Below are 22980 nucleotides of genomic sequence, written 5' to 3' on the forward strand. Positions count from 1 at the left end.
TTTTAATCCGCCAAGTATGCTTGTCCTTGAAAACATTCTGTCCGACCAGGGTTCCAGGTATGCCGTGTCGGGTGGTCCCGCCGATACCGCAGAGGCAGCGCGTGCATTTGTTCGCGAACTGACACGCCGAAAGAAATTCGCGAAGGCGACCCACAATACATGGGGATTGCTCACCGGTGACGGTGCGCAACTTAAGAATGACGACGGCGAAAGTGGCGCCGGATTGGTGATTCTGCGGCAGTTGGAGACCGCCGGTTTGCACGATCATGTCGTGGTGGTGACGCGCTGGTATGGTGGGAAACACCTGGGCGGCGACCGGTTTCGGCATGTTCAGCAGGCGGTTCGGACTTATCTGGAGGCACCGGAAAATGCGTAGGAAACGTTGCCTGATTTGCGCTTTTCTGCTGCGAGAACAGTGGTCTTTCGCGTGTCTAGCCAAGAGATTCGTTGCGTGAATGCAATTTAGCGGTCAACCTGAGAGCGACTGGCTTCGGGTGACGGGAAATGAGCACTAAGAAAGTCTGTATAGTGGGGGGAGGCTGTGCGGCTGTCGCAACGGCTTTCGAATTGACCCAGCCACAACGCAACGGAGAGTTCGAAGTTACCATCTACCAGCAGGGCTGGCGGCTGGGTGGCAAAGGTGCGTCCGGTCGGGCTTTGCCGTCGCAGCGGATTGAGGAACACGGGCTTCATCTCTGGATGGGCTTTTACGAGAATGCCTTTGGCATGATGCGAGCCTGCTACGAAGAACTTGGCAGGAATCCCGAGATCTGCCCGATCGCCACATGGGATCAGGCCTTCAAGCCGGATAACTACGTTGGTGTGACCGAGGATCTGGCCGATGGGTGGGCCAACTGGATGGCTCTTTTTCCGCCTGCGTCCGGCAATCCTGGCGATCCGCTGAAAACGGCCGATCCTTTTTCCATTCCTGCCTATCTTACACGTTGCGTTTTGTTGCTGAGAACGTTGATCACTTCAGTGCAAGACCGCGTGCCGCAGGCAGAAGTGAAAGGCGGTAGTGATCTCGTCAGTGCCGTGGCAGCTCTTGCACGCAGTACGGCACGGGGAGTCGTGGCTGAACCATTGAAATCCGCAGAGCGTCTTGCTTCTTATGGACAGCTTGCCATCGGAGTGGTGATTGCCGAGGCGCTGGATATCTTGAGACGCATATTCGATCGCCGACCTCAGTCATGGAAGCCAGACGACGATTTGCATGCGGCTCAATCACTGATGACAAAATTGTCGGTCGTTATCCATAGCCAGATAGAGCAACTCACAGCCTTAGACCCGGAATTGCGTCGCGTTTGGGAAATCGCCGATGTGGTGCTAGCGATCATACGCGGTATCCTTCGTGACGGGCTGATCTTTAACCCGCGCGGGTTCGATGCCATCGACGATCTGGATTGGCGAGAATGGTTGCGTTTGCACGGCGCATCGGAGCTTTCCGTCAACAGCGCTTTTGTCAGAGCCTCCTATGACCTGCTTTTTGCTTATGAGGATGGGGACATCGACAGACCGCGACTTGCTGCGGGGCAGGCATTGCGCGGTGCGTTACGCATGTTCTTTACCTATCGAGGCGCCCTTTTCTGGAAGATGCAGGCCGGTATGGGGGATATCGTCTTTGCGCCATTTTACGAGGTGCTGAAGCGGCGCGGGGTAAAGTTCGAATTCTTTCATCGTCTGGAAGACCTGAAGCTTGATGGTTCGGGAAAGCTGGTAGGGCAGGCCATTTTCAATGTGCAGGCGAAGGTCAAACGCGGCCTGGATTACGAGCCGCTCGTCAATGTGAAGGGTCTGCCAAGCTGGCCCTCTGAACCGGATTTTTCCCAGCTCACGGGCGGCGACAAGCTGAAAAAAAGTGGCTGGGATGCGGAGTCCCGTTGGGATGAACATTCGGCCGGGACACGGACGCTGAAGATAGGGAAAGATTTCGATTTCCTTGTACTTGCAGTGGGTTTGGGCGAAGTGCCTAACGTCGCTGCCGAATTGATCGCGGCGTCGCCACCATGGCGCCGTATGGTCGAAGAGGTCAAAACTGTCGCCACGCAGGCATTTCAGATCTGGCTGGACAAGCCGGTTGACGAACTGGGGTGGTCAAAGCCGTCGCCGAACATTTCGGGTTATGTCGAACCTTTTGATACCTGGGCCGACATGCCACAACTGATCGCGCTGGAAGATTGGGAAGTCGATCCGAAAGCGATTGCGTATTTCTGTTCCGTCCTGCCCGACAGTGAGATCCCCACGTCGGATAACCCTCTGTCTTCTGCTCGGGACAGAGTGAAAGAAAATGCCATTCGCTTCCTCGACAAGGATGTCGCGCATTTTTGGCCGGGTGCCGTGCGGAAGGACGGGTTTGACTGGTCGCTTTTGTCCGGGCCTGACAAATCGTCCGATGGGCCTGTACGTTTCTCGTCGCAATTCTGGACGGCAAATATCAATCCGACCGATCGTTACATTCTGTCCCTGCCGGGCAGTCTAAAGTATAGAATTTCGCCATTGGATCAACATTTTGATAACGTGACTGTTGCCGGGGACTGGACCCGTTGCGGGCATCAGGCTGGGTGCGTCGAAGCGGCTGTGATGTCGGGACGTCTCGCCGCCCATGCCATGTCTTTGCACCCGCCGCTTGAGGAGATTGTCGGATATGACCACCCATGATGAAAATGGCATAACGGACTCCCTGAGCGGCCATGTGGACGAGTTCCTCCGACGTCCGACCCTTGATCGAACCGACCCGCACAGAAACATTTTCAATGCGTTCCGGCAAAGCGATGGTCGGAAACAGGACGTATTTGGAGACGAAAAAGTCTGGCGAAGCTTCCAGAGTGGTAATGCCGAAGAAGCTGAGCCGTCGAACGGGTCATCATGGAGACCGGGTCCGCTTTGGGATGGCGTTTCCGAGAGTGTGCGGGCCGGGTACGATGTGATAAACCGCCAGATCGAGGAAGGAAAAGCAACCGCTGCACGCTTCGCCAGCCCGGATAGAGGCGGCCAATTGCGGGGCATGCCTGAAATCTTGGAGCGCCTGATTCGCACATACTCGGATATTGGCTCGGTCTGGGTAGAATTGTTGGTCGCGGCCACCGAAAGAGATCAGCCAAAAGTGGCCAGTGCGCCCGAAACAACTGCTAGCCTTCGAGACGACGTTGGCGTCGGTGTGCAGGTCCGAGCATCTTGTTCAGTGACGGCTCGCGCCCGGTTATACCGCTCGGTGACAGGAACACTTAACGCTTTGCCTCTGCGCGGCGCCGGCCCGGACGGAGAGGAAATTCGAAGTGTTAGCGTTGAACCGGGGTATTGCGTCCACATCGACGTCCCGAGTGATGCGAAACACGGGACATACTATGGTATACTTCTAGAGCAGGGGGCGGATGAGCCAGCCGGTTCACTGACCGTGACGGTTGGTGGGGATTGAAATGAGCGCGCCGGCCATCCAGGAAACATTGGAAGAATACGGCGCCATGACTCGCGATCTCATGGCGCATTACTTGCCGACGCCTGAATCAGATCACTACCTTTACGGTCCAGCGGCGGATTACCCGTTGCGAGGCGGAAAGATGATGCGGCCCAGCATATGTATCGCGACGGCTCGCTTGTTCGGCGCTTCTCTTGAAGATTCACTCAAGGTCGCCGTCAGTATTGAATTGCTGCACAACGCCTTACTGATCCACGATGACATCGAAGACGAAAGCGAAACCCGCCGGGGTCAGCCGACGCTTCACATGAAGCACGGAATACCAATTGCATTGAACGTTGGCGATGCTTTGGCGCTTTCGAGTCTTCGACCTTTGATCCATGTTTTTCCCCGGATCGGACCGTGGATGGGTCTGAAACTTATCGAAGATATGGAACGCATGGCCCGTGAAACCGCTGAAGGTCAGGCTATGGAACTCGCATGGCGGCACGACAATACGCTGAAACTGGCCCCCGAGGATTACCTCGTGATGGTGCTCAAGAAGACATGCTGGCTGGCGACAATCTTTCCATGCCGGGCGGGAGCGTTGCTGGGGTCGAGATCGTCGATTGCCGAGGATGCTTTCATGCGCTTTGGCTTTTTCGTTGGCGCAGCCTTTCAGATCAGTGACGATACGCTGAACATCGAAGCCGAAGCGATCTATGGCAAGGAAGCCTGCGGGGACCTGCTGGAGGGAAAACGGACGCTAATGTTGATCGACCTTCTTAATCTTTTACGGGGCGACGAGCTACATCGGCTTGTGACATTTCTTTCCAGAAAGAGATCGGAGTTGGCGGAGGATGAAATAGGTTGGGTTCGAGAGAAGATCATCGACCTTGGTTGTCTGAACAGGGCGCGATCAGCAGCGCGAGGGATGGCCGGAGCCGCGCAGCATGAGTTTGATTTGACGTTCGGGCATCTTCCCCAATCCCGGGACAAGGCTTTCCTGTCGAGCCTGGCCTGTTGGTCTTTGTCGAGATCGCATTGATCATACCTGTGAATTTGCCGGATCGCGGGTATCCGGGCAGTTTAGTTTGATAGCGAGTTGGGAATGGTTGTCTGAGGCCTGAAGGCGAGAAACTTCGGCATGCAAGAACGGAAATTGCAATGAGCACTACGTTTGCGGGGAAACTATACGACTGGCTGCAATCGATAAATGCCGCCGAATGCTTCGACATTCTTCAGAACGCGGATATCGACATGGAGTTGCTGGTTGACCTGACCGAGGAAGACCTGCGTGAGCTTGGATTGTCTTTGGGGCAGCGGAAACGGCTCCAGAAGGGGATTGAGTCATTACGATCAGGCGGCCAGTCCGGCTCGGTGACATCACGCGCTGAACGGCGACAGTTGAGTTTTCTTTTCTGCGATTTGGTGGATTCCACAGTGATTAGCCAGAAAATGGATGCAGAAGATCTTGCGTCCGTGCAGCAGGCTTATCACGAGCTTTGTTCGCAGATAGCCAACCGCTGGGGCGGCAGGATGCTTGCTCAATATGGCGATGGCTGCATGCTGGTATTTGGCCATCCCAACGTCCATGAGAACGATGCCGAACGTGCGGTGCGGGCCGGGCTTGAACTGGCGACTGCAGTACCGGATGCAAAGTTTGCGCCGGGCGTTTCGCTGAATTGCCGGATCGCCATTGCAACGGGCCGGGTGGTCATCGGTGACGTGACCGGTGGTTCAGACCCCAACGCCGTAGCTGGCGAAACGCCGAACCTCGCGGCGCGACTTCAGGACATAGCGAAGCCCGGGACAGTGGTTATCGCTGAATCCACGATGAACCTTGTTAAATCCGCCTTCGATCTCGACGGTCGTGGCGCGCATAAATTGAAAGGGTACGACCAACCGGTAGAGGCCTGGACAGTTACGGCGGCGAAAGACGAGTCGGATCGTGTAACCGGACTTGGAAGCGATCATCACTTTGTGGGACGCCGGGACGAACTGGAACTGTTGCAGGTGCAATGGGAAAAGGCGCTTACGGGTTCGATGCAGATCGTGACCGTGTCTGGTGAAGCGGGCTTGGGTAAGTCTTGGTTGCTTTCTGCCTTTGCCCAGCGCGCCATGGTTGCCAATGAAGAGATGCGCCGGTTTCGCTATTTCTGCGTAAGTTTCAAGACAAACAGCGCGTTGCATCCATTTTTGGCGGAGATTGCCAGGTCTATCGGTATCGTGGGTGCTGAAAGCGCCGCGCAGACCCGTCAGCGCATCAAAGACTGGCCCGACCTGAAAGATATCGAGATCAGTAATGCATCTGCATTACTGGCGGCGCAGTTTGGCGTGCAGGATACCGAGACGCCTCTGGCATTGAATGCGGCGCAGCAAAAGCTCGCGATGTTTGCGTTGCTGAACGAAATGCTGAAGAAGCGTGCAGGTGCGGGACCCGTGTTGATCGAAATTGAAGATATCCACTGGGCCGATCCGACGACGTTAGAATTTCTCTCACGACTGGTGACGGATCCTCCGAAACTCCCTGTCATGCTGGTCACGACGCACAGGCCTGAGTTTGAGTTGAACTGGCCAGCTCTGCCTTGGCTTACACATGTCGGGCTCAACCGCTTGTCGCTTGGCGAAAGCATCGAGATTGCTCGTTTGGCGGATGGCACCCACTCCATCCCGGAGGCGAGGTTGCGCGACATTATCGCGAAGGCCGATGGCGTGCCCCTGTTTGTCGAAGAACTGACCCAAACGGTGGCTGTTTTGGAGGGCAATGAAATCGGTGGTGCCATCAGGGTGCCGGAAACGCTTGAAGCGTCGCTTATGGCGCGTCTCGATCGGAATACTGCAGCAAAGTCGATCGCGCAGATCGCTGCGACGATCGGTCGGAAGTTCCGAGGTTCAACGCTTTCGGCTGTTGCCAAGAAGGATCCGGACACGCTTGCGCAGTTAATCCGACAACTTACGGACGACCGGATTCTTGAGCCCGTCAAGAACGATCCGGATTCATACATCTTTCGCCATGCGTTGATACAGGACGCCGCATATGGGTCGCTCTTGCGCAGCGAACGAAAGAAATTGCACGCCCGGATTGCGGACATTCTGGCGGAAGAAAACCAGCATGAAGCAATCATTGAACCGGAAACTTTGGCGCGTCATCTAGCTGGCGCTGAAATGCACTTGGAAGCCGTGGGAAAGCTGATTGAAGCGGGCCAGAATGCAACGTCGCGCGCAGCTCAGATCGAAGCTAATAATCATTTCCGTTCTGCATTGGACTTACTGAAAAAGGCACCTGTCGGTGAGATAACAACGCGGTTCGAGGCGACCGTGAACGCCTTGCTTGGTCAGTCTCTGTTGGCCACTGTCGGTTTTGCCGCGCCGGAAGTTGGAGAAGCCTTTGATCGTGCTCGCCACCTCAGTGCTGAAATTGGCGAGATTCCACTGCTTGTCTCCTCTCTTTATGGCGTATCGGTTGTGGCCGCATCACGTGGGGAGCGGGAAAAAACGCGCGAGCTGGCAGAGGAATCTATTCGCTTGTTCGGCGAAAGTGACGTTCCGCTGTTTGCGATGGGGAGTCATTTTACCAATGGACTGCTGCATATCTTCGAAGGATCACTGGATGAGGCCGAAGCAGCTCTTGAAAGGGCGCTGGGCTATTATTCTCCAGCGCTGCATGGCTATTCCTTGCAGGTTTATGGAGATGACCTTGGCTCTTATGCGCTGATTTACTTGCTGTGGATTCATGCCCTTCGGGGAGATTTCGAAAAATCTCTCGAGTATAGCCAGCGCAGTGCAGCGCTGACGAAGGAACTTGGAGACCGACAGGTTGAAATCAGGACACTGGCATTTGCCATGAGCGGTTTCCAGATGCTTGGCGAACTAGAAGCGACCGAGGCATTGGCGGATCAGGTGATCGCAAAGGCCGTTGAGCAATGCTATCCTTATTGGCAGGCGGTTGGAGAAGTCGGCAAGAGCTGGGTGCTATGTCATACGGGACGACCCGAAGAAGGATTTGCCAAGTTCGATGGAGCCCTGGCTTTCTTTGACGCCATCGGTCAGCGCACGCCGATGTCTCTTATACGGACTTACCATGCCGAAGCCCTGATTGCGGCCGGAGCTAGAGAGCAGGCCTTTTCGATGTTGAACGAGGCTATCCAAACCTGTGGGTCAGAGCTTGATACATTATACCTGCCAGAGTTGCTGCGTCTCAAGGCGGAAACATTGATGGGTGACGATGATCAAAGCGCTGTCGATCTGCTGAACGAAGCGCACGCGCTTGCCCGGTCAAATTCGATGGCATTCTTTGAGTTGCGCAGCTCCGTCAGCCTTTGCCGCGCTCAAGCGGGAGGGACGTGCGAAGAAGAGGCCCTAGTTAGGCTTAGGGAAGCCAGAGCTAAGATACGCGCACCGCAGCCTTTTGCGGTTCTCAACGAGGCAGACGAGATACTATCGTCTTACCCGAACTCGGCCTGATCACGGATGCGGCGCGCAGTTGTTCTGGGCGGGGGCGGTCATTTCGGGGCGGCATTATGTGCAGGTTTGCTCGAGCGTGGTTGGGTTGTTTCTGCTGTCACACGAACCGGTGGCAGACGTGCCGGATTGCAGAACCTCTCGGTCGAACGGGTAATTTGCAACGATTGCGAAACCGGCGCGATGCGGCACCTCGTTCGGGGGCATGAATTGATAATAGATGCCGCCGCGCCCTATGCTCTGGACCTGCATGACGCCAGGCAGAGCCATTCGCAAAGGCTGACAGCTGCCAAGGATCGAATGGAGAGCTTGATTTTCGCAGCCCGAGCCAGTGGATCGGTTGTCGTCTACATCGGATCATTTCTGACGCGATACTTGATGGCCGAAAATAACGACCGGCGGCTTCGGTTTATCTTCGCCAGTCATCCCTACTTCAGAATGAAACTCGAGCTTGAGAGACTCGCAAAAAAAGCCGCCAAGCGAGGCGATCCGATGATAATCGTCAATCCGACTTCACTATTGGGACCTGGTAACCTGCGGATCGTCGAGCACTGTTTTGTCGCCTCGGTGCTGTATGGGAAAATGCCGGCGAGCTTTCCGGATATTATAAACGTCATGGACGTTCGCGATGCGGCCGAGGCGACCTTGCGCACGCTCGACGCTGGCATATTTGGTATGCCGGTTTGGTTGAGCGGCCATAACATTTCTGTACATGATTTGACCCAAATGATTGCCAATCTGGGACAGGTGGAATCTCCTCCACGATGGCGAGGTTTGGCAATGGGAGCGATGGTGTTATACGCACTGGAAAACGGGATGTCTGTATTGGGCCGTGAAACTCGCTTTCCCAGCCTTCCCGTTCTTTTGACACTAGCGAGTCGTGCTGTTGCACAAAGCACCCGTCAGCGGGCTTTGGGTGTCGACCTGAGGCCCCTGGAAGCCACGATAAGAGACGAGATCGACTGGTATCGTGGCCGCGACCTAACCTGAGATATGATCCTCGGTATCCAGCGAAAGGCCTGTCAGGCGTTCTCCAAGAAGTTCTACTGCGGTCAGGCCAGTTGGCCACTCATTGTGGCCGATGTGCGGATTATAGTCGTGCTTCAGGCGTTCTACAGTGCGGAGCCACGCGGTTTTCCAAACGCGAAAATCGTCATCGAACATGTCCTGTTTTTCCAGTTCATCGAAAAAAGATAGGAGACTTTCCTTAAGGTCGGTCAACATGTCGAGATCCCAATATTCGCCAACATGACCTTTCATCGGAACGAGTTCCCTTACGACGCCTTCGGCGACTGGTTTAAACCAATCGGGCATTTTGTCTTCAGCGCATTCCTTTAGATAATCACCATAGCGCCCGAAACCCTGAGCAGTATCGGAGCTTTCATCATCTGAGCCGCAGAACAGGTTGATGACTGACCAGAACTCGAACCTGAGCAGCATCATATGGCCCACACGGAGCCGGATTGTCTGCAATTCATGTGCGTCGGAAGGAGGCCAGAAGCCATCCTGGGTTTCCAATCCGGGAAAGAGTTGCTGGGAAATTGATGGGCCGAAGGACTCTGCGCGTATCCGGAAGTCTGAACGCGGGATCCAGATTTCGGGATGCGGTCTATCAGCTTTGCCCCAATGTCGGTTTAGAAGTGAATCGATGATTGTTGCCGGGCTTACCAGTTCCAATGCGCCAGCCAACTTGAGTAACGGTAAGCTGCCTGACATGTCGCCGTTTTGAGATTTCAGTGTCCTTACCAATGTAGAAATGTCTGGAATTTGGCCGTTATCCATACCGTCGACCACGTCCGCGACACAAAGCGTATCAATTGGCCGCGCGCGGTTCAGGGTCTTGATCGCAACGAGGCCGGTCCTCTCAATGTCGGATCGGAAGGCTGCCATGTTTTCCTCGGTAAGACGTCGGGGCGCATGGACGATTTGCGTGTCACCGTTCCGTTCGGAACAAACATATGAGAATGCAATCTCCGGTTTCGATTTCGACAAGCGATCGAGCTCGGCCGGATTTTCTGTGTTCCATCCAAACAGGCCTTCCGGGACCGATACTGACGTCCACGGTTCGTCTCCTACGCGCTCGAACAAGGTGCAGCCGCCTTCGCGGACCAGATCGGCATTGATCTCGAACGGTCGAAGCGGTTCAAACTCGTCGATCATTCCGTGGTCAGTTGCGACCGTGCGCTTAGGTATCAATCCGAGGATTTTGCTTACCGGTTGGGTAGGAAACCGCGCGATGGATACTGATAGGCTGCGTTCGATTTCGCTGAGGTCGTAGAGCCGATCAATACGCGTGGTTTCACGAACGATACCCTGATAACATGCCTTGTCGGGATAGCCTGCATCCCTGAACTGCTTCAGCGACAGGGTATTTATGCCTCGTTCGCCGCCGAGTATGTTTAATGCGAGACTTCTTGCGCCCTCGAAAGGCAAGTGATCACCTGCAGTCGGATCAGCGCCCTCTGCACGAGGACTGACACCAGTTTCGTCGAACTTACGGGCCAGATCGTCTTTGATGAGCGGTCCCCAACTGCCTGCAATGTTGCGCCAGCCGTCGACATCCCATTCCGGCAGAAGCGGACTGTCACGCACTTGAACAAGTGAATGTTGCAGTCCCTGCGCGTCGGTGCCCAGCGAAGGCACCATGATTGCTTTGACTTCCGCTAGGATGCCCCGGTCCGGGCCTTTGGCGGTCCAACCTGAGGGCGGCGTTGAAATGCTTGAACGAAGCGTCGGTACGCCGAAGACTTCGCTTTCCGCGACAGCCAGACGAATATCGTCGACGTAACTAAAAGGCGAAATTAAACCCGTTCCTATCAGCCTATTGGCGCCCTTGCGCCATTTTTCCTGTCTTTCCTCCTGTGTGAGATGTTGAGGTCCCATCTTGGAAGCAAGCAGGAAGGTCGGCATGTCATCGTCCAGCGCATCGTCTTTTCCGGGCGTGGCGTCGTAATATTTGACGGGGATCGAGAAAGTGACTTCGTTGCCGGATGTCGTCGCCGAAGGATTCAAGTCGGCCGAGATTTGTTGGTAATTTGCGATGACCAGATAGACATATCGGCCCCAGGCCTCCACGCGCATTTGATCCGGCACATCCATGTAATCCTCTACGAATTTCTGTAGTACCTTTTCATTCGCGAGAATGGGCAGCACACGGATCTTGGCACCCGGCATACGCAGAGTGCCACCTATCGCTTCACTTGCGCCGCGTGTTGTGTTGAAAGGATTGGTTCTGCCAATCTGGCGCATCTCAGGTGTCTTGGAGAGGAGGGGCTTTGTGCTCTGACCCGTCTCTGGTGGTGTCACCAAACGTGTCGGTTGAAAAGTCGCTTCTTTTGCAACGCCCTGAACGCCTCTCGTTGTTTTCCAATCCCCATGTCGGGAGCGCCAGGCTAGGGTTTGGCCCTTGCCGTAAAGCATGTCGATCTTGATCCAGAATGGCATGACTGGGCTAAGGGTAGAAATCGTTCCACTTTGGACGTCGCGGGTTGAAATCGCCTGAAGGCCAAGAGTTTGCAGGACCGGAACCGTTGCAGTGTTGACCATGTGGATCTGGTAGCCGCCGCTCAACTGGCCAGCGAAAAGGTTTTCGCTTCCAAGAACGCCTCCGCTTCCTATGCGGTGAATGGGCATTTTGGCAGCTGTAATTGCCTGATAGCATGTCATCTCTGCGTCTTCCGCGTCGCGGAATTGTTTAAGATTGATCGTATTGGAATAAAGCTTTGGGAATGCCTCTCTAAGCGATTGAAATGCGGCGAGGGGATCGTTCAACATAGACGATCCGGTTTTTATCAGGCTGTCTAAACCGGTATTGGAGTTTCCTTCTGTAGAAGGAGTCGCATCCTGCGTTGTACGCCGCGACGCGCGCATTTCGGCGAATGCTGTCAGAGAGTCACGCGCCATTCTTGTCATACCGGCCAGGTTGTTGGGCCAGTTCAAGAGTGCGTCTGTGACAGAGGACAGGTTGGTTGGGATGTCGGTCAGTCCTGACATTGGCGTATGCGTCACGCTCAGAAACGGAGCTTTCAGGTCGTCGCCCATCCGGTCGGCGGCCGATTGGGATCGTATTTCAAAGACTTGCCTTGCGCCATGTGGATCGGTCAACCATCTGTCGACCGAGGGATCGAGCCTCGCCAAAAGCTTCGGCCAGCCATAGACTTCGCGACCGGTACTAAGCGACAACTCGTTGTCCACGAAAATGAAGGGCGTGGTGAAAGCCCAATCGTGGAAGGTGAGTTCCTGTCCGCCTGATTCAGGTTTCATCCAGGCGAGCGGCACGCCAAAGGCCACTTCGCGCTGTGATACCCAACCTGTCCGGGCCGCGGCCGCCGACATTTTCCCGTAGTCCAGAATGATCAGATAAACAAAAGGCAGAACCGGTCGGAATTTTACGATCTCCCGGGCTTGGTTGAGGTAGTTGTCGACGAACTGGTTTAATCTGGCGAGGTTCGCCTGAAGCGGAAAAACCGTCATCGTGACATCGCTGAATGCAAAGGGTGGGGCCATCTGGAGCGAGCTCGCTTCCCCACGAGCGTTGTTATACGTCGGACCGTCAATGAGCATTGGTTCGTCCTGACATCAAGAAATGAAGTTGGTCAAAAGAGACTAGTCAACGTCTTGGAACAGGTCAGTTCAATAAGGCCTTACTTGCAGAGGCTATATGAGAATGGGTAGTCGGTCCAATCTTATGAGCAATCCGGCACGGTCCGCCTGTAGAGGTCCAGTTGCAGTCGCGTCGCTTGCCACGTTGACAGACTGTCGCCTTGACCGCGCGATCATGGGGCTTCATGACAGCTCTGGTACGAAGGCTGCTCATTGAGTACCGGAAAGCACGACAGGAAAATTATGGCCAAGACGCAAGCTTCAGCGAACGCGATTCCAAATGGCACCGGCGCCGAGGAGCGTGCAAAATCGAAGAATGTAGCGGGCCTTGAGGCATTGTGGCCATTTGTGCGCCCGTATACCGGGCTGGTGGCGGCTGCTGGTTTTGCGTTGGTGTTCACCGCCGTCATTTCGCTGACGCTGCCCTTGGCGGTTCGCCGCGTCATTGACAATTTCCGTGTCCAGAACGGCGAACTTCTTGATAAATATTTTCTGGCGGCTCTTGCCATCGCGGCGTTGTTGGCTGTCGGGACCGGGCTTCGCTATGCTCTGGTGACCCGTCTCGGTGAACGCGTTGTGGCAGATATCCGCAAGGCAGTTTTCGACCGTGTCATCGGCATGAGTCCTGCCTTCTTCGAAAAAATCATGACCGGCGAAGTGCTTAGCCGCATCACGACGGATACGACCCTGATCCAGTCCGTGCTGGGATCTTCCGCCTCGATCGCGCTTCGCAACATGCTGATCTTTGCCGGTGGTCTCGTGCTTATGCTCCTGACATCGCCCAAGCTTTCAGGATTGGTTTTGTTGCTTGTACCTGCGGTTATCGTACCGATCATGACGCTCGGTCGGCGATTGCGTAAGATAAGCCGGGAAAACCAGGACTGGATCGCGGCGTCTTCGGGCAACGCCTCCGAAACCCTTGGGGCTGTTCAAACGGTTCAGGCTTTTACGCATGAAGCTGCCAGCAAGTCACAGTTTTCGGAAATGACTGAAACCTCTTATCTCGTCTCCCTGCGCCGGATCAGGACCCGTGCCGTCATGACGGTTATCGTGATATTCCTGATTTTCACCGGCATTGTCGGTGTGCTCTGGATCGGTGCGAATGACGTTCGTGCCGGTACGATGACTGAAGGTATGTTGATTCAGTTCGTCATCTATTCGGTCATGGTTGCTGGCTCCGTCGCGGCTCTAAGTGAAATCTGGGGAGAATTGCAACGCGCGGCAGGGGCGACCGAAAGATTGATCGAGCTGCTGAATAGCCAAGACACGGTAGTCGATCCAGCAGAACCCACAGGCCTTCCGCAACCGGTGAAGGGCGCGATTGAATTCGAAAACGTTCGATTCTCATATCCGTCGCGAAGCGATATCAGTGCGTTGGATGGTGTTTCACTTAAGATAAAGCCGGGAGAAACCGTGGCATTCGTCGGGCCATCCGGAGCTGGAAAGACAACCGTGATCCAGATGATCCTCAGGTACTATGATCCGCAGTCCGGCTGCATTCGTCTTGACGGAACCGACCTTCGCGATGTGAATCGGGCCGATTTCCGTAAGTTCATAGCCATGGTTCCGCAGGACTCGGTGATCTTTGCCGCGTCTGCGCTTGAAAACATTAGGTTCGGACGGCCGGATGCGTCGGATGCAGAGGTGGAAGCGGCCGCAAGGGCAGCAGCGGCGCATGATTTTATTGTGGCCTTGCCGGGTGGATACGACGCCTACCTTGGAGAGCGCGGTGTGATGCTTTCGGGTGGGCAAAAGCAACGTATCGCCATTGCGCGGGCGATTTTGCGCGATGCCCCCGTGCTTTTGCTTGATGAAGCCACGAGCGCTTTGGATGCGGAAAGTGAGCGCGCTGTACAGCGCGCGGTGGACGAGCTTTCAAAAGATCGCACGACATTGATTGTTGCGCATCGTCTGGCGACGGTGAAAAAAGCCGACCGGATTATCGTGATGGAAGACGGAAAGATCGTTTCATCCGGCACGCACGAGCAACTCGTTGCGGAAAACGGGCTGTATGCACGTCTTGCGAGGCTGCAGTTCACCGACGGGCTAGCTGCAGAATAACCTTGCGTGGCGTCATATTCATGTCGCCTTGCACATAAATGAAAATACTTTCATCTTTCCTTTCGAGAGAAAAGATGCCGCTAGGCATCTTGAGGGAGGAAATCAGATGAGTTTTGCGAGTCTCGAAGACAGCAAAAGATTACAGAACGAAATGCCGTGGGAAGCGCGGGAGGTGCCTGCCACGGTCTACGAGATGCTGAGCATCACATCTGAAAAGTTCCCGGACCGTCCGGCTGTTTCATACCAGTTGTTGTCGGGACCGGATGACAAGGCAGAGACTCTTACTTGGAGTGAGCTGCATGCTCGGGTGTCTCAGGCAGCTAATCTGTTCCGGTCACTTCGTATCGGTAAGGATGACGTGGTTGCACTGATCCTGCCGAACACGACTGAGACTGTTGTTGCTACGATTGCCGGAACAGTTGCTGGGATCGTCAACCCTATCAACCCCTTGCTCGAACCTGAGCAGATTGCTGCAATCCTGCGCGAAACTGGCGCAAAAGTTGTCGTGACGCTAAAGGCGTTTCCCAAGACGGATATCGCGCAAAAGGCGCATGAGGCCGTGCGGCATGCACCGGATGTTCATACCATTCTTGAAGTGGACCTGAATCGATACCTGACACCACCAAAAAGTTGGATCGTTCCCTTGGTCCGTGGCAAAATTTCCGGGAAGCACCATGCCGACATCCTGGATTTCAACAAGGCCTGTGCGAGCCAGTCCAAGTCTCTTGATTTTACCGACGAGAAGGAAGACCGCATCGCAGCCTACTTCCATACGGGTGGGACGACCGGCATGCCCAAGGTCGCGCAGCACAAGTATTCCGGCATCGTCTATCAAGGCTGGATCGGTCACGAACTGCTCTACACTGAAGAGGACAGTGTTATGTGCCCGCTGCCTCTTTTCCATGTCTTCGCCTGCCATGTCATCCTTATGGCCGTTCTAAAATCAGGTGCGCATGTGGTTTTCCCAACCCCGGCCGGGTACAGGGGCGACGGGGTATTCGATAACTTCTGGAAACTCTGTGAGCGCTGGAAGACAACCTTTGTAATTACGGTGCCAACCGCGGTTTCGGCCCTTATGCAGCGTAAGGTGGATGCCGATATCTCTACGGTAAAGAACGCATTTTCCGGGTCGGCTCCGATGCCTCTGGAGTTATTTACCCGGTTCACGAACGCGACTGGCATCAACATCGTTGAAGGCTATGGTTTAACCGAGGCGACCTGTCTGGTCTCTTGTAACCCGGTTGATGGCGAAAAGAAGGTTGGCAGTGTCGGGGTGCCTTTCCCCTATACAGACATCAAGATCGTCAAGGTCGCCGACGGGAAGCCCGTTGAATGCGGTATGGACGAAGTAGGCGAGATTTGCATTTCCAACCCGGGCGTATTTGCGCGCCATACCTATACGGAAGAGCCAAAAAACAAAGATCTTTATCATTTCGACAAGTACCTCAGAACGGGAGATCTAGGTAGGCTCGACTCGGACGGATATCTATGGATTACCGGGCGCGCCAAGGACCTGATTATCAGGGGCGGTCATAACATTGACCCGGCCGAGATCGAGGAGGCGCTGTTGCGCCATCCCGCAGTTGCTTTTGCCGGTGCGATCGGTCAACCGGATGCAAAAGCAGGAGAAATTCCTTGCGCCTACGTAGAGTTGGTTGGTGGAGCTTCGGTAACGGAAGCCGAGTTGATGGAGCATTGCAAAACGCATGTTCATGAACGGGCGGCCCAGCCAAAGCATTTGACGATCATGTCTGAATTGCCGAAAACCGCCGTGGGTAAAGTGTTTAAACCCGAGCTTCGCAAGCAGGCGATCATGCGTATCTACAATGGCTCGCTGGAAGAGGCGCAGGTGCCGGCTCGGGTCACCTTTGTCATAGATGATAAGAAGCGCGGACTCGTGGCGCAAGTCACAGCGAATGGCGCCAAAGAGGACGATGTTGCGCATGTCCTTGGCCAATACACGCGGCCATGGGAATGGGCCGCTTGAGGAGAACCTGATGGCTGACTACGACACCCTTATCGATGCCCAGACATGGGCATTTATCCGGAAGACGGCTGAATCCTATCCGGATGACGCCGTCGATCTGGATATCGAGGGTCAGCGTCGCGTTTATGATGCGATGTGCAGAGAGTTCCATCAGGAATATCCCGAAGGCGTGTCAGCTGTCGATAAATTTGCGGATGGTGTGCCGGTTCGCATCTATACCGCCGGGGATCCCGGGCGGACGGTAATGTTTTTTCATGGTGGTGGATTCGTCGTAGGCGGTCTTGAGAGCCATGACGACGTTTGCGCCGAGATTTGCGCAAACACCGGCTATCGCGTGGTTGCCGTTGATTATCGGCTTGCCCCGGAACACAAGCACCCGGCTGCTTTTGAAGATGCATGGGCTGCGACGCAATGGGCCGCGAACCGATACAAGGACGGAATCGTTCTGGTTGGTGACAGTGCCGGCGGGAATCTGGCAGCGGCTGTTGCCCACTACGCACGCGGTAAGCTGAAAGGTATTCTTGGCCAGGTGCTGATTTATCCGGGCCTGGGTGGAGACCGGAATGCACCTTCGTATTCTGAGCATGCCAATGCGCCGATGCTAACTCGGGCAGATCTGGAGTTCTACGAGAACATCCGGCTGAATGGCGAGGCCCCTGCTGGCGATGCCACCTATGCCCCCCTGCATGACGCCGATTTCTCAAAGCTGCCTCGGACGGTCATTTTCACGGCTGAGTGCGACCCGATCGCCAGCGATGGTCCCCAATATCGCGACAAGTTGAAAGCGGCAGGTGTGCCGGTTCATCTCGTCGAAGAAGAGGGACTTGTGCATGGTTATCTGCGGGCCCGACTTATGTCAGCGCGTGCAGGTGAAAGTTTCGAGCGAATTGTTCTTGCAGTCGAGGCTTTGGGACAGGATCTCTGGCCCTACGACTGATCCGTGATCGAGAGGTATCGGACATCTGGACTGGCTATGAAAGGGGCTTTTTCATAAGCGATGGGTTTCCGGCGCCCGGTGTGAGGATATGGCGCAGCATCGCGACCGGGTGCGCCTTGAGGCTAAGGCGGGTGGCTACGAAATCTTCAACCACCTCTTCTCCGAGTGTCATTTCCGGCAGATGGGCAGCGGGTTCGTCAATCAGTTCGCCGCCAATATCCTGAGCGAACAGGGGAAGGGGAGCAGGGGTAGTGATTGCCTTGGCCTGCCAGAGCGCTTCGCGGCGGCTTAGACCGAGAGAGGCAAAGACATCTGCTTCGGCCATCCGTTCCAGAACCGCGGGGCGCACTCCTGCGCGTCGCCAGAGATCGTCCACCCGGTTGTATCCATTGCCTCGAACCGCCGTGAGCCAGGTTGCGTCTTCTTCGGGCAGGCCCTTGATCTGGCGGAAGCCTAAGCGAAGGGCTAGGCTGCCACGACCGTCGGGTTCCATCACGTTGTCCCAGAAGCTTGCATTCACATCGACGGGTCGCACGATGACGCCATGTTCCCGTGCATCCCGCACAATTTGCGCCGGCGCATAAAAGCCCATCGGTTGCGAGTTCAGCAGCGCACAGGCGAAGATCCCGGGGTGATGACACTTGATCCATGCGCTGGCATAGACCAAGAGAGCAAAGCTGGCCGCGTGACTTTCGGGAAAGCCATATGAGCCGAAGCCCTCGATCTGCGAAAAACAGCGTTCTGCGAACATATCGTCATATCCGTTACGCTTCATGCCGCGCAGAAAGAGGCTGCGGAATTCGCTGACATTGCCGTGTTTCTTGAAGGTCGCGAGAGAGCGGCGCAACCGGTCGGCCTGCTCGGGTGTAAAGCCTGCGCCGACAATGGCAATTTGCATCGCCTGTTCTTGAAACAAGGGTACACCCAGCGTCTTTCCCAACACTTTTCCAAGTGCGTCAGAGGGGAATGCTATCTGCTCTTCGCCGTTTCGCCGACGAATATAGGGGTGCACCATATCGCCTTGGATCGGACCGGGACGAATGATGGCGACCTCGATCACAAGATCGTAGAAATTGCGTGGCCGCATACGGGGCAGAAAATTCATCTGCGCCCGGCTTTCGACCTGAAAGACGCCGATACTGTCGGCTCGGCAGAGCATGTCGTAAACGTTTTCATCCTCTTGCGGCAAATTCGCAAGCGTATGCCGGGCTCCATGGTGGATCGTCAAAAGGTCGAATGCCTTGCGGATACATGTCAGCATGCCAAGGCTGAGCACATCGATCTTGAGAATGCCCAGTGAATCGATGTCATCCTTGTCCCAGCAAATCACGGTTCGGTTATCCATCGTTGCATTTTCGATGGGGACCAGCTCGTCCAGCCGGTCCTGCGTGATTACAAAACCTCCTACATGCTGGGAGAGATGTCGTGGAAAGCCGAAGATTTCCTGCACAAGCTCCATTGTAAGTCGCAGCCGGCGATCACCAGGGTTCAGGCCGATTTCACGCATCCGGCGATCTTCCATCCCATCTGCCGAGAAAAATCCCCAAAGCTGTGAAGACAGACCCGATATCGTATCCTCGGACAGGCCCATCGCGCGTCCGACCTCACGGATTGCACGTTTCCCGCGGTAATGGATTACCGTCGCGCATAGCCCGGCCCTTTGACGGCCATAGGTTTCGTAGATGTGCTGAATGACCTCTTCGCGGCGCTCATGTTCGAAATCCACGTCGATGTCTGGCGGTTCGTCCCGAGCCTCGCTCACAAACCGTTCAAAGACCATCGTTCCGATTTCGGGGCTGACCGAGGTGATGCCAAGACAATAACAGACAACCGAATTGGCTGCAGATCCGCGCCCTTGGCAGAGAATATTGCGTGAGCGGGCGAATGTGACGATATCGTTAACGGTCAGGAAGTACGGTTCGTATTTCAGCTTCGCGATCAGGTCGAGCTCATGCTGCAGCATGTCCCGCACGTTATCCGGTGCACCGTAGGGATAACGCCATTTCAGTCCTTTCCGTGCAAGCTGTTCAAGACGTTGCGAGGGCGTTTCCTCCGGGGTGCCTTCATTGGGGTATTCATAACGAAGTTCGTCCAGAGAGAAAGTCAGCCTGTCTGCAAGCTTTTCCGCACGGGTGATCGCATCCTGGTAGCCCCTGAAAAGCCGCTGCATTTCAGCTTTGGAGCGGAGACGGCATTCTGCATTTGGCAGGGCCGCGCGGCCCAGCTGTTCTACGCGGCATCCCAAGCGAATTGCGCTAAGGACATCGGCAAGCCGCCAACGTCCACCGTGGTGCATTCGGGGTGCGGCGCTGGCAAGCGTCGGGATACCCAGTTCCTGTGCAACCTTTGTCAGTGATGCAAAGCGTTCGCTGTCATAGCCATTGTAGAGTGGATGCATCATCAGATGCATTCGCCCAGCAAAGTGGCGAGTCAGGTCCGGCATATGCGAAGACCATTCACGTGCTCCACCTTTTATATGCCGTTCGGGTGGCCAGAGGATGAGCTGAAGGCCATCCGGCGAGTCGATCAGGTCTTTGAGCCATAGATCGCAGTGTCCTTTCTCGGCTCTCAATCGACCGGTAGAAAGAATTCGGCACAGGTTGCGCCACCCCGTCCGGTTTTCCGGAAGGACTGTGATAGGCGGCGTATCCTTGAAGACCAAGCGGGTTGCCGGAATAAGCCGCGGTATATGGGCGATCGGAAATGAACCCGGCGGTCGGCAGTTTGCTGGTCGCGGGGGGCCGATCAACCCGTGTTGATCGTTCCAGTCCATTCGTTCTCTGACCTGTCTTGCGATGGACTTGGCTTGGGTATGCGCTCTTACGATACCGGCGACGGAGTTGTCGTCAGCTATGGCAATGGCCCCAAGACCCAGTTCGCAGGCACGCTCCATGTACTCCTCCGGATGGGACGCTCCGGTGAGAAAGGTAAAGTTAGATAGGGCAGACAGTTCACAGTACATGATTCCCCATCATATTCACCTTTTGTTCTTTTGTTGAGGGGCTGGGTGAGGTCAGTTTCTGCTGGATGAGGCGCGAAACGCTCTTTGGGTCGCGTAAAAAACAGGTTTCACGCCGGTTGTGGGCGGAACAGTGGTTTTCTTAACCCATTATCAAAGTCTGTTTGGTGAATTGTTTCCGATGATTTCTGGAGATCCCGTATGTTCAATTTTCTTGGTAACAATTCCAAAGAAAAGCATAAGTTACTTGGTCTGGAGCATGCCGCCATAGACCGTTCACACGCAATCGTTCGATTTGGAATGGACGGTACAGTGCTTGAGGTCAACGATCTGTATTGCGATATCACAGGATATACGCGCGAGGATGTTGTCGGAAAATCATACACCGCAACGCTACGCCAGAAAGATCGCGGTACTCCTGAAATGACTGAAGTCTGGCGCAAGGTAGCCGCCGGTAAAGTTGTAAACCGGACTGAACCGCGCGTGAACAAGGTGGGTCAGGAAACCTGGTTTGATACAACATACACTCCGGTTGCAGATGCCGACGGAAATTATGATCACATACTTGGTGTCGGCCGAGAAATTTCCATGGTCCACATGCGGCGTCGGGACAATCGCAGTCAAACCGACGCGATCAAGCGATCCATGGCCGTGATCGAATTTGACCTTAACGGTAACATCCTCGATGCAAATGAATTGTTCTTGGCCGCCACAGGATATTCTCTGGACGAAATAAAGGGTAAGCACCATCGGATCTTCATGCCTGGCAACGAAGCATCCAAACCCGAATACACTGCTTTTTGGGATCGTTTAAAATCCGGCGCTTCAGAGAGTGGCGACGTGATGCGCGTCGCAAAAGGTGGGCGTGAAATCTGGTTGAATGCCACTTACGAGACCCTGATCGACCCCGAGGGGGTTCCCTTCAAGGTCGTCAAATACGCTTTTGATATATCTGAGGCAAAGAATCTGGCCGCCGATGCGAAAAGCCAGATTGACGCAATTCACAAGGTTCAAGCCGTCATTGAATTTGATACACAAGGAAAAATCCTTCAGGCCAATGAAAACTTCTGCAAGGCGATGGGATACGAGAAATCCGAAATCGTTGGTCGCCATCACAGTATGTTCATTCCCAAGGAACAGGTAGCTAGCGACGACTACGCAAAATTCTGGGACAATCTGCGTAACGGGCATGAGGTTGCCGGGAACTTCACGCGCATTGGCAAAGGTGGAAAGACAGTTCACATCCGTGCAAGTTACAACCCGATACGCAACGCGGCTGGCAGGGTCTCGAAAGTCGTCAAATACGCAGTGGACACAACGCTTTTGCAAGTGACAGTGGACACGATGCGTCACGGATTGGATCGTCTGGAGGAAGGTGACCTGTCAGTGCGGCTTGAGCAAAATCTGGGTGAGATGGATATGATCCGGCAGAAGTTCAACTCGGCCATTGAAAAGATTCATGATGTCATCAACGTGGTCGTCCAGCGAACGACTGATGTTTTTGATGAGACAGGCGGCATTACCAGCGCGACCGACGATTTGGCAAGGCGCACGGAGAAACAGGCTGCGACGCTTGAAGAAACTTCTGCTGCACTTGACCTTTTTGCGACGTCTGTAAGAAACACAGCCAAGGCAGCGACCGAAGCCCGCAACAAAGCGGATGAAGCGAAGAACCAGACGCGGGATTCCGGACAAGTTGTTGGCAATGCTGTCAATGCGATGAATGAAATTGCTGAATCTTCAAACAAGATATCATCAATCACAGGTGTGATTGACGCGATTGCATTCCAAACCAACCTGTTAGCATTGAACGCTGGCGTTGAGGCCGCTCGCGCTGGGGATGCAGGGCGTGGTTTTGCAGTTGTTGCATCCGAGGTTCGAGAACTTGCACAAAAATCATCAGAGGCAGCTCGTGAAATCGCTGAACTAATTGCTGCTTCTACAGGCCAGGTGCAAAAAGGTGTAGATCTGGTTGGTCAGGCCGGAACTTCCATAAAGACGATTGATGATATGGTCCAGGAAATCAGTGTGGGCGTATCGCAGATCGCCAACTCGGCGAACGAACAGGCTGCCGGCGTTTCTGAGATGAATGCTTCTATCGGCGAACTTGACCAGGCAACGCAAAACAACGCTGCAATGGCTGAAGAGACAAGCGCGGCAACGCAGTCGCTTGCAAATGGCGTCGGCGATGTCCTGAATGCCGTGAAATTCTTCTCTAAACCCGGCAATGCAGGTGTGGATAATGAAAATTTGAGAATGACCGGATAAGGTGAGCGAAAAAGAATTTTGAACAACTGAAGATATGTTTGAGAGCCTGCTATTCTTATAACGCTTCCGGTTCACACAGTATGCATTCTGTTCTTCAGTTTTGCCTTTCTTTCTAAAGCGATGTTTACGGGTAAGGGCGACCCTTCGAGATGTGTTTAGGTGATCAGCCCCAGCCAAGTGTCTCAATTTGATTGTTAGTGCATGACCAGCTTGGTGTTCACCGCGTCATAGGTCCGGGCGTTATGAGAACTTTGGGGGGTATTGTTTAGTTGGTCTGCAAAAGCGGCTCGGCGTCAAATTTTCGAGCA

General features: G+C 54.6%; 12 protein-coding genes. 10 read left to right on the forward strand and 2 right to left on the reverse strand.

Annotated features, from left to right (window positions below):
* Positions 1-16 precede the first annotated feature (16 nt).
* From MF268_RS17885 to MF268_RS17910, 6 genes are all read left to right on the forward strand, one after another.
* Positions 17-376: a YigZ family protein gene (locus MF268_RS17885; protein ID WP_238372257.1), complete on the forward strand. Its 360-nt coding sequence runs from the start codon at positions 17-19 to the stop codon at positions 374-376.
* A gap of 128 nt (positions 377-504) precedes the next feature.
* Positions 505-2658 (forward strand): NAD(P)-binding protein, encoded by a 2154-nt coding sequence (locus MF268_RS17890; RefSeq protein ID WP_273545066.1) that lies wholly within the window; start codon positions 505-507, stop codon positions 2656-2658.
* The gene (locus MF268_RS17895; RefSeq protein ID WP_238372224.1) at positions 2645-3415 is read left to right on the forward strand and encodes a hypothetical protein; all 771 of its coding nucleotides are present in this window, start codon (positions 2645-2647) and stop codon (positions 3413-3415) included. The genes MF268_RS17890 and MF268_RS17895 overlap by 14 nt, the downstream gene beginning before the upstream one ends.
* A 1-nt stretch (position 3416) precedes the next feature.
* Positions 3417-4442: a polyprenyl synthetase family protein gene (locus tag MF268_RS17900; protein WP_238372225.1), complete on the forward strand. Its 1026-nt coding sequence runs from the start codon at positions 3417-3419 to the stop codon at positions 4440-4442.
* Between the two features lie 119 nt (positions 4443-4561).
* On the forward strand, positions 4562-7861 hold the full coding sequence (locus MF268_RS17905) for an adenylate/guanylate cyclase domain-containing protein (RefSeq protein WP_238372226.1): 3300 nt from the start codon (positions 4562-4564) through the stop codon (positions 7859-7861).
* 6 nt (positions 7862-7867) lie between these two features.
* Positions 7868-8848 carry an NAD-dependent epimerase/dehydratase family protein gene (locus MF268_RS17910; protein WP_238372227.1) on the forward strand — a complete coding sequence of 327 codons (981 nt, stop codon included), beginning with the start codon at positions 7868-7870 and terminating at the stop codon, positions 8846-8848.
* On the opposite strand, the gene MF268_RS17915 is transcribed toward MF268_RS17910, so the two are convergent.
* The gene (locus MF268_RS17915) at positions 8840-12421 is read right to left on the reverse strand and encodes an acetoacetate decarboxylase family protein (protein ID WP_238372228.1); all 3582 of its coding nucleotides are present in this window, start codon (positions 12419-12421) and stop codon (positions 8840-8842) included. The two genes, MF268_RS17910 and MF268_RS17915, sit on opposite strands and share 9 nt — an antisense overlap.
* 282 nt (positions 12422-12703) lie before the next feature.
* Here MF268_RS17915 and MF268_RS17920 point away from each other — a divergent pair, with 282 nt between their 5' ends.
* The 3 genes from MF268_RS17920 (at position 12704) to MF268_RS17930 (ending at position 17445) form a co-directional block, all read left to right on the forward strand.
* Positions 12704-14521 (forward strand): ABC transporter transmembrane domain-containing protein, encoded by a 1818-nt coding sequence (locus tag MF268_RS17920; RefSeq protein WP_238372229.1) that lies wholly within the window; start codon positions 12704-12706, stop codon positions 14519-14521.
* 106 nt (positions 14522-14627) lie between these two features.
* On the forward strand, positions 14628-16508 hold the full coding sequence (locus MF268_RS17925; protein WP_238372230.1) for an acyl-CoA synthetase: 1881 nt from the start codon (positions 14628-14630) through the stop codon (positions 16506-16508).
* Positions 16509-16518: 10 nt separating this feature from the next.
* Entirely contained in the window at positions 16519-17445 is a 927-nt protein-coding gene (locus MF268_RS17930; protein WP_238372231.1) for an alpha/beta hydrolase, read from the forward strand.
* 34 nt (positions 17446-17479) lie between these two features.
* Here the strand turns inward: MF268_RS17930 and MF268_RS17935 are convergent, their stop codons facing one another.
* Positions 17480-20407, reverse strand: coding sequence for an error-prone DNA polymerase (locus MF268_RS17935; protein ID WP_238372232.1), 2928 nt, complete (start codon positions 20405-20407; stop codon positions 17480-17482).
* Between the two features lie 198 nt (positions 20408-20605).
* Between MF268_RS17935 and MF268_RS17940 the strand changes: the two genes are divergently transcribed.
* Complete coding sequence (locus MF268_RS17940) at positions 20606-22672, forward strand: methyl-accepting chemotaxis protein (protein ID WP_238372233.1); 2067 nt, start codon at positions 20606-20608, stop codon at positions 22670-22672.
* Positions 22673-22980 lie beyond the last annotated feature (308 nt).

Source organism: Heliomarina baculiformis (assembly GCF_019966545.1).
Taxonomy (GTDB): Bacteria; Pseudomonadota; Alphaproteobacteria; order Rhodobacterales; family Rhodobacteraceae; genus Heliomarina; species Heliomarina baculiformis.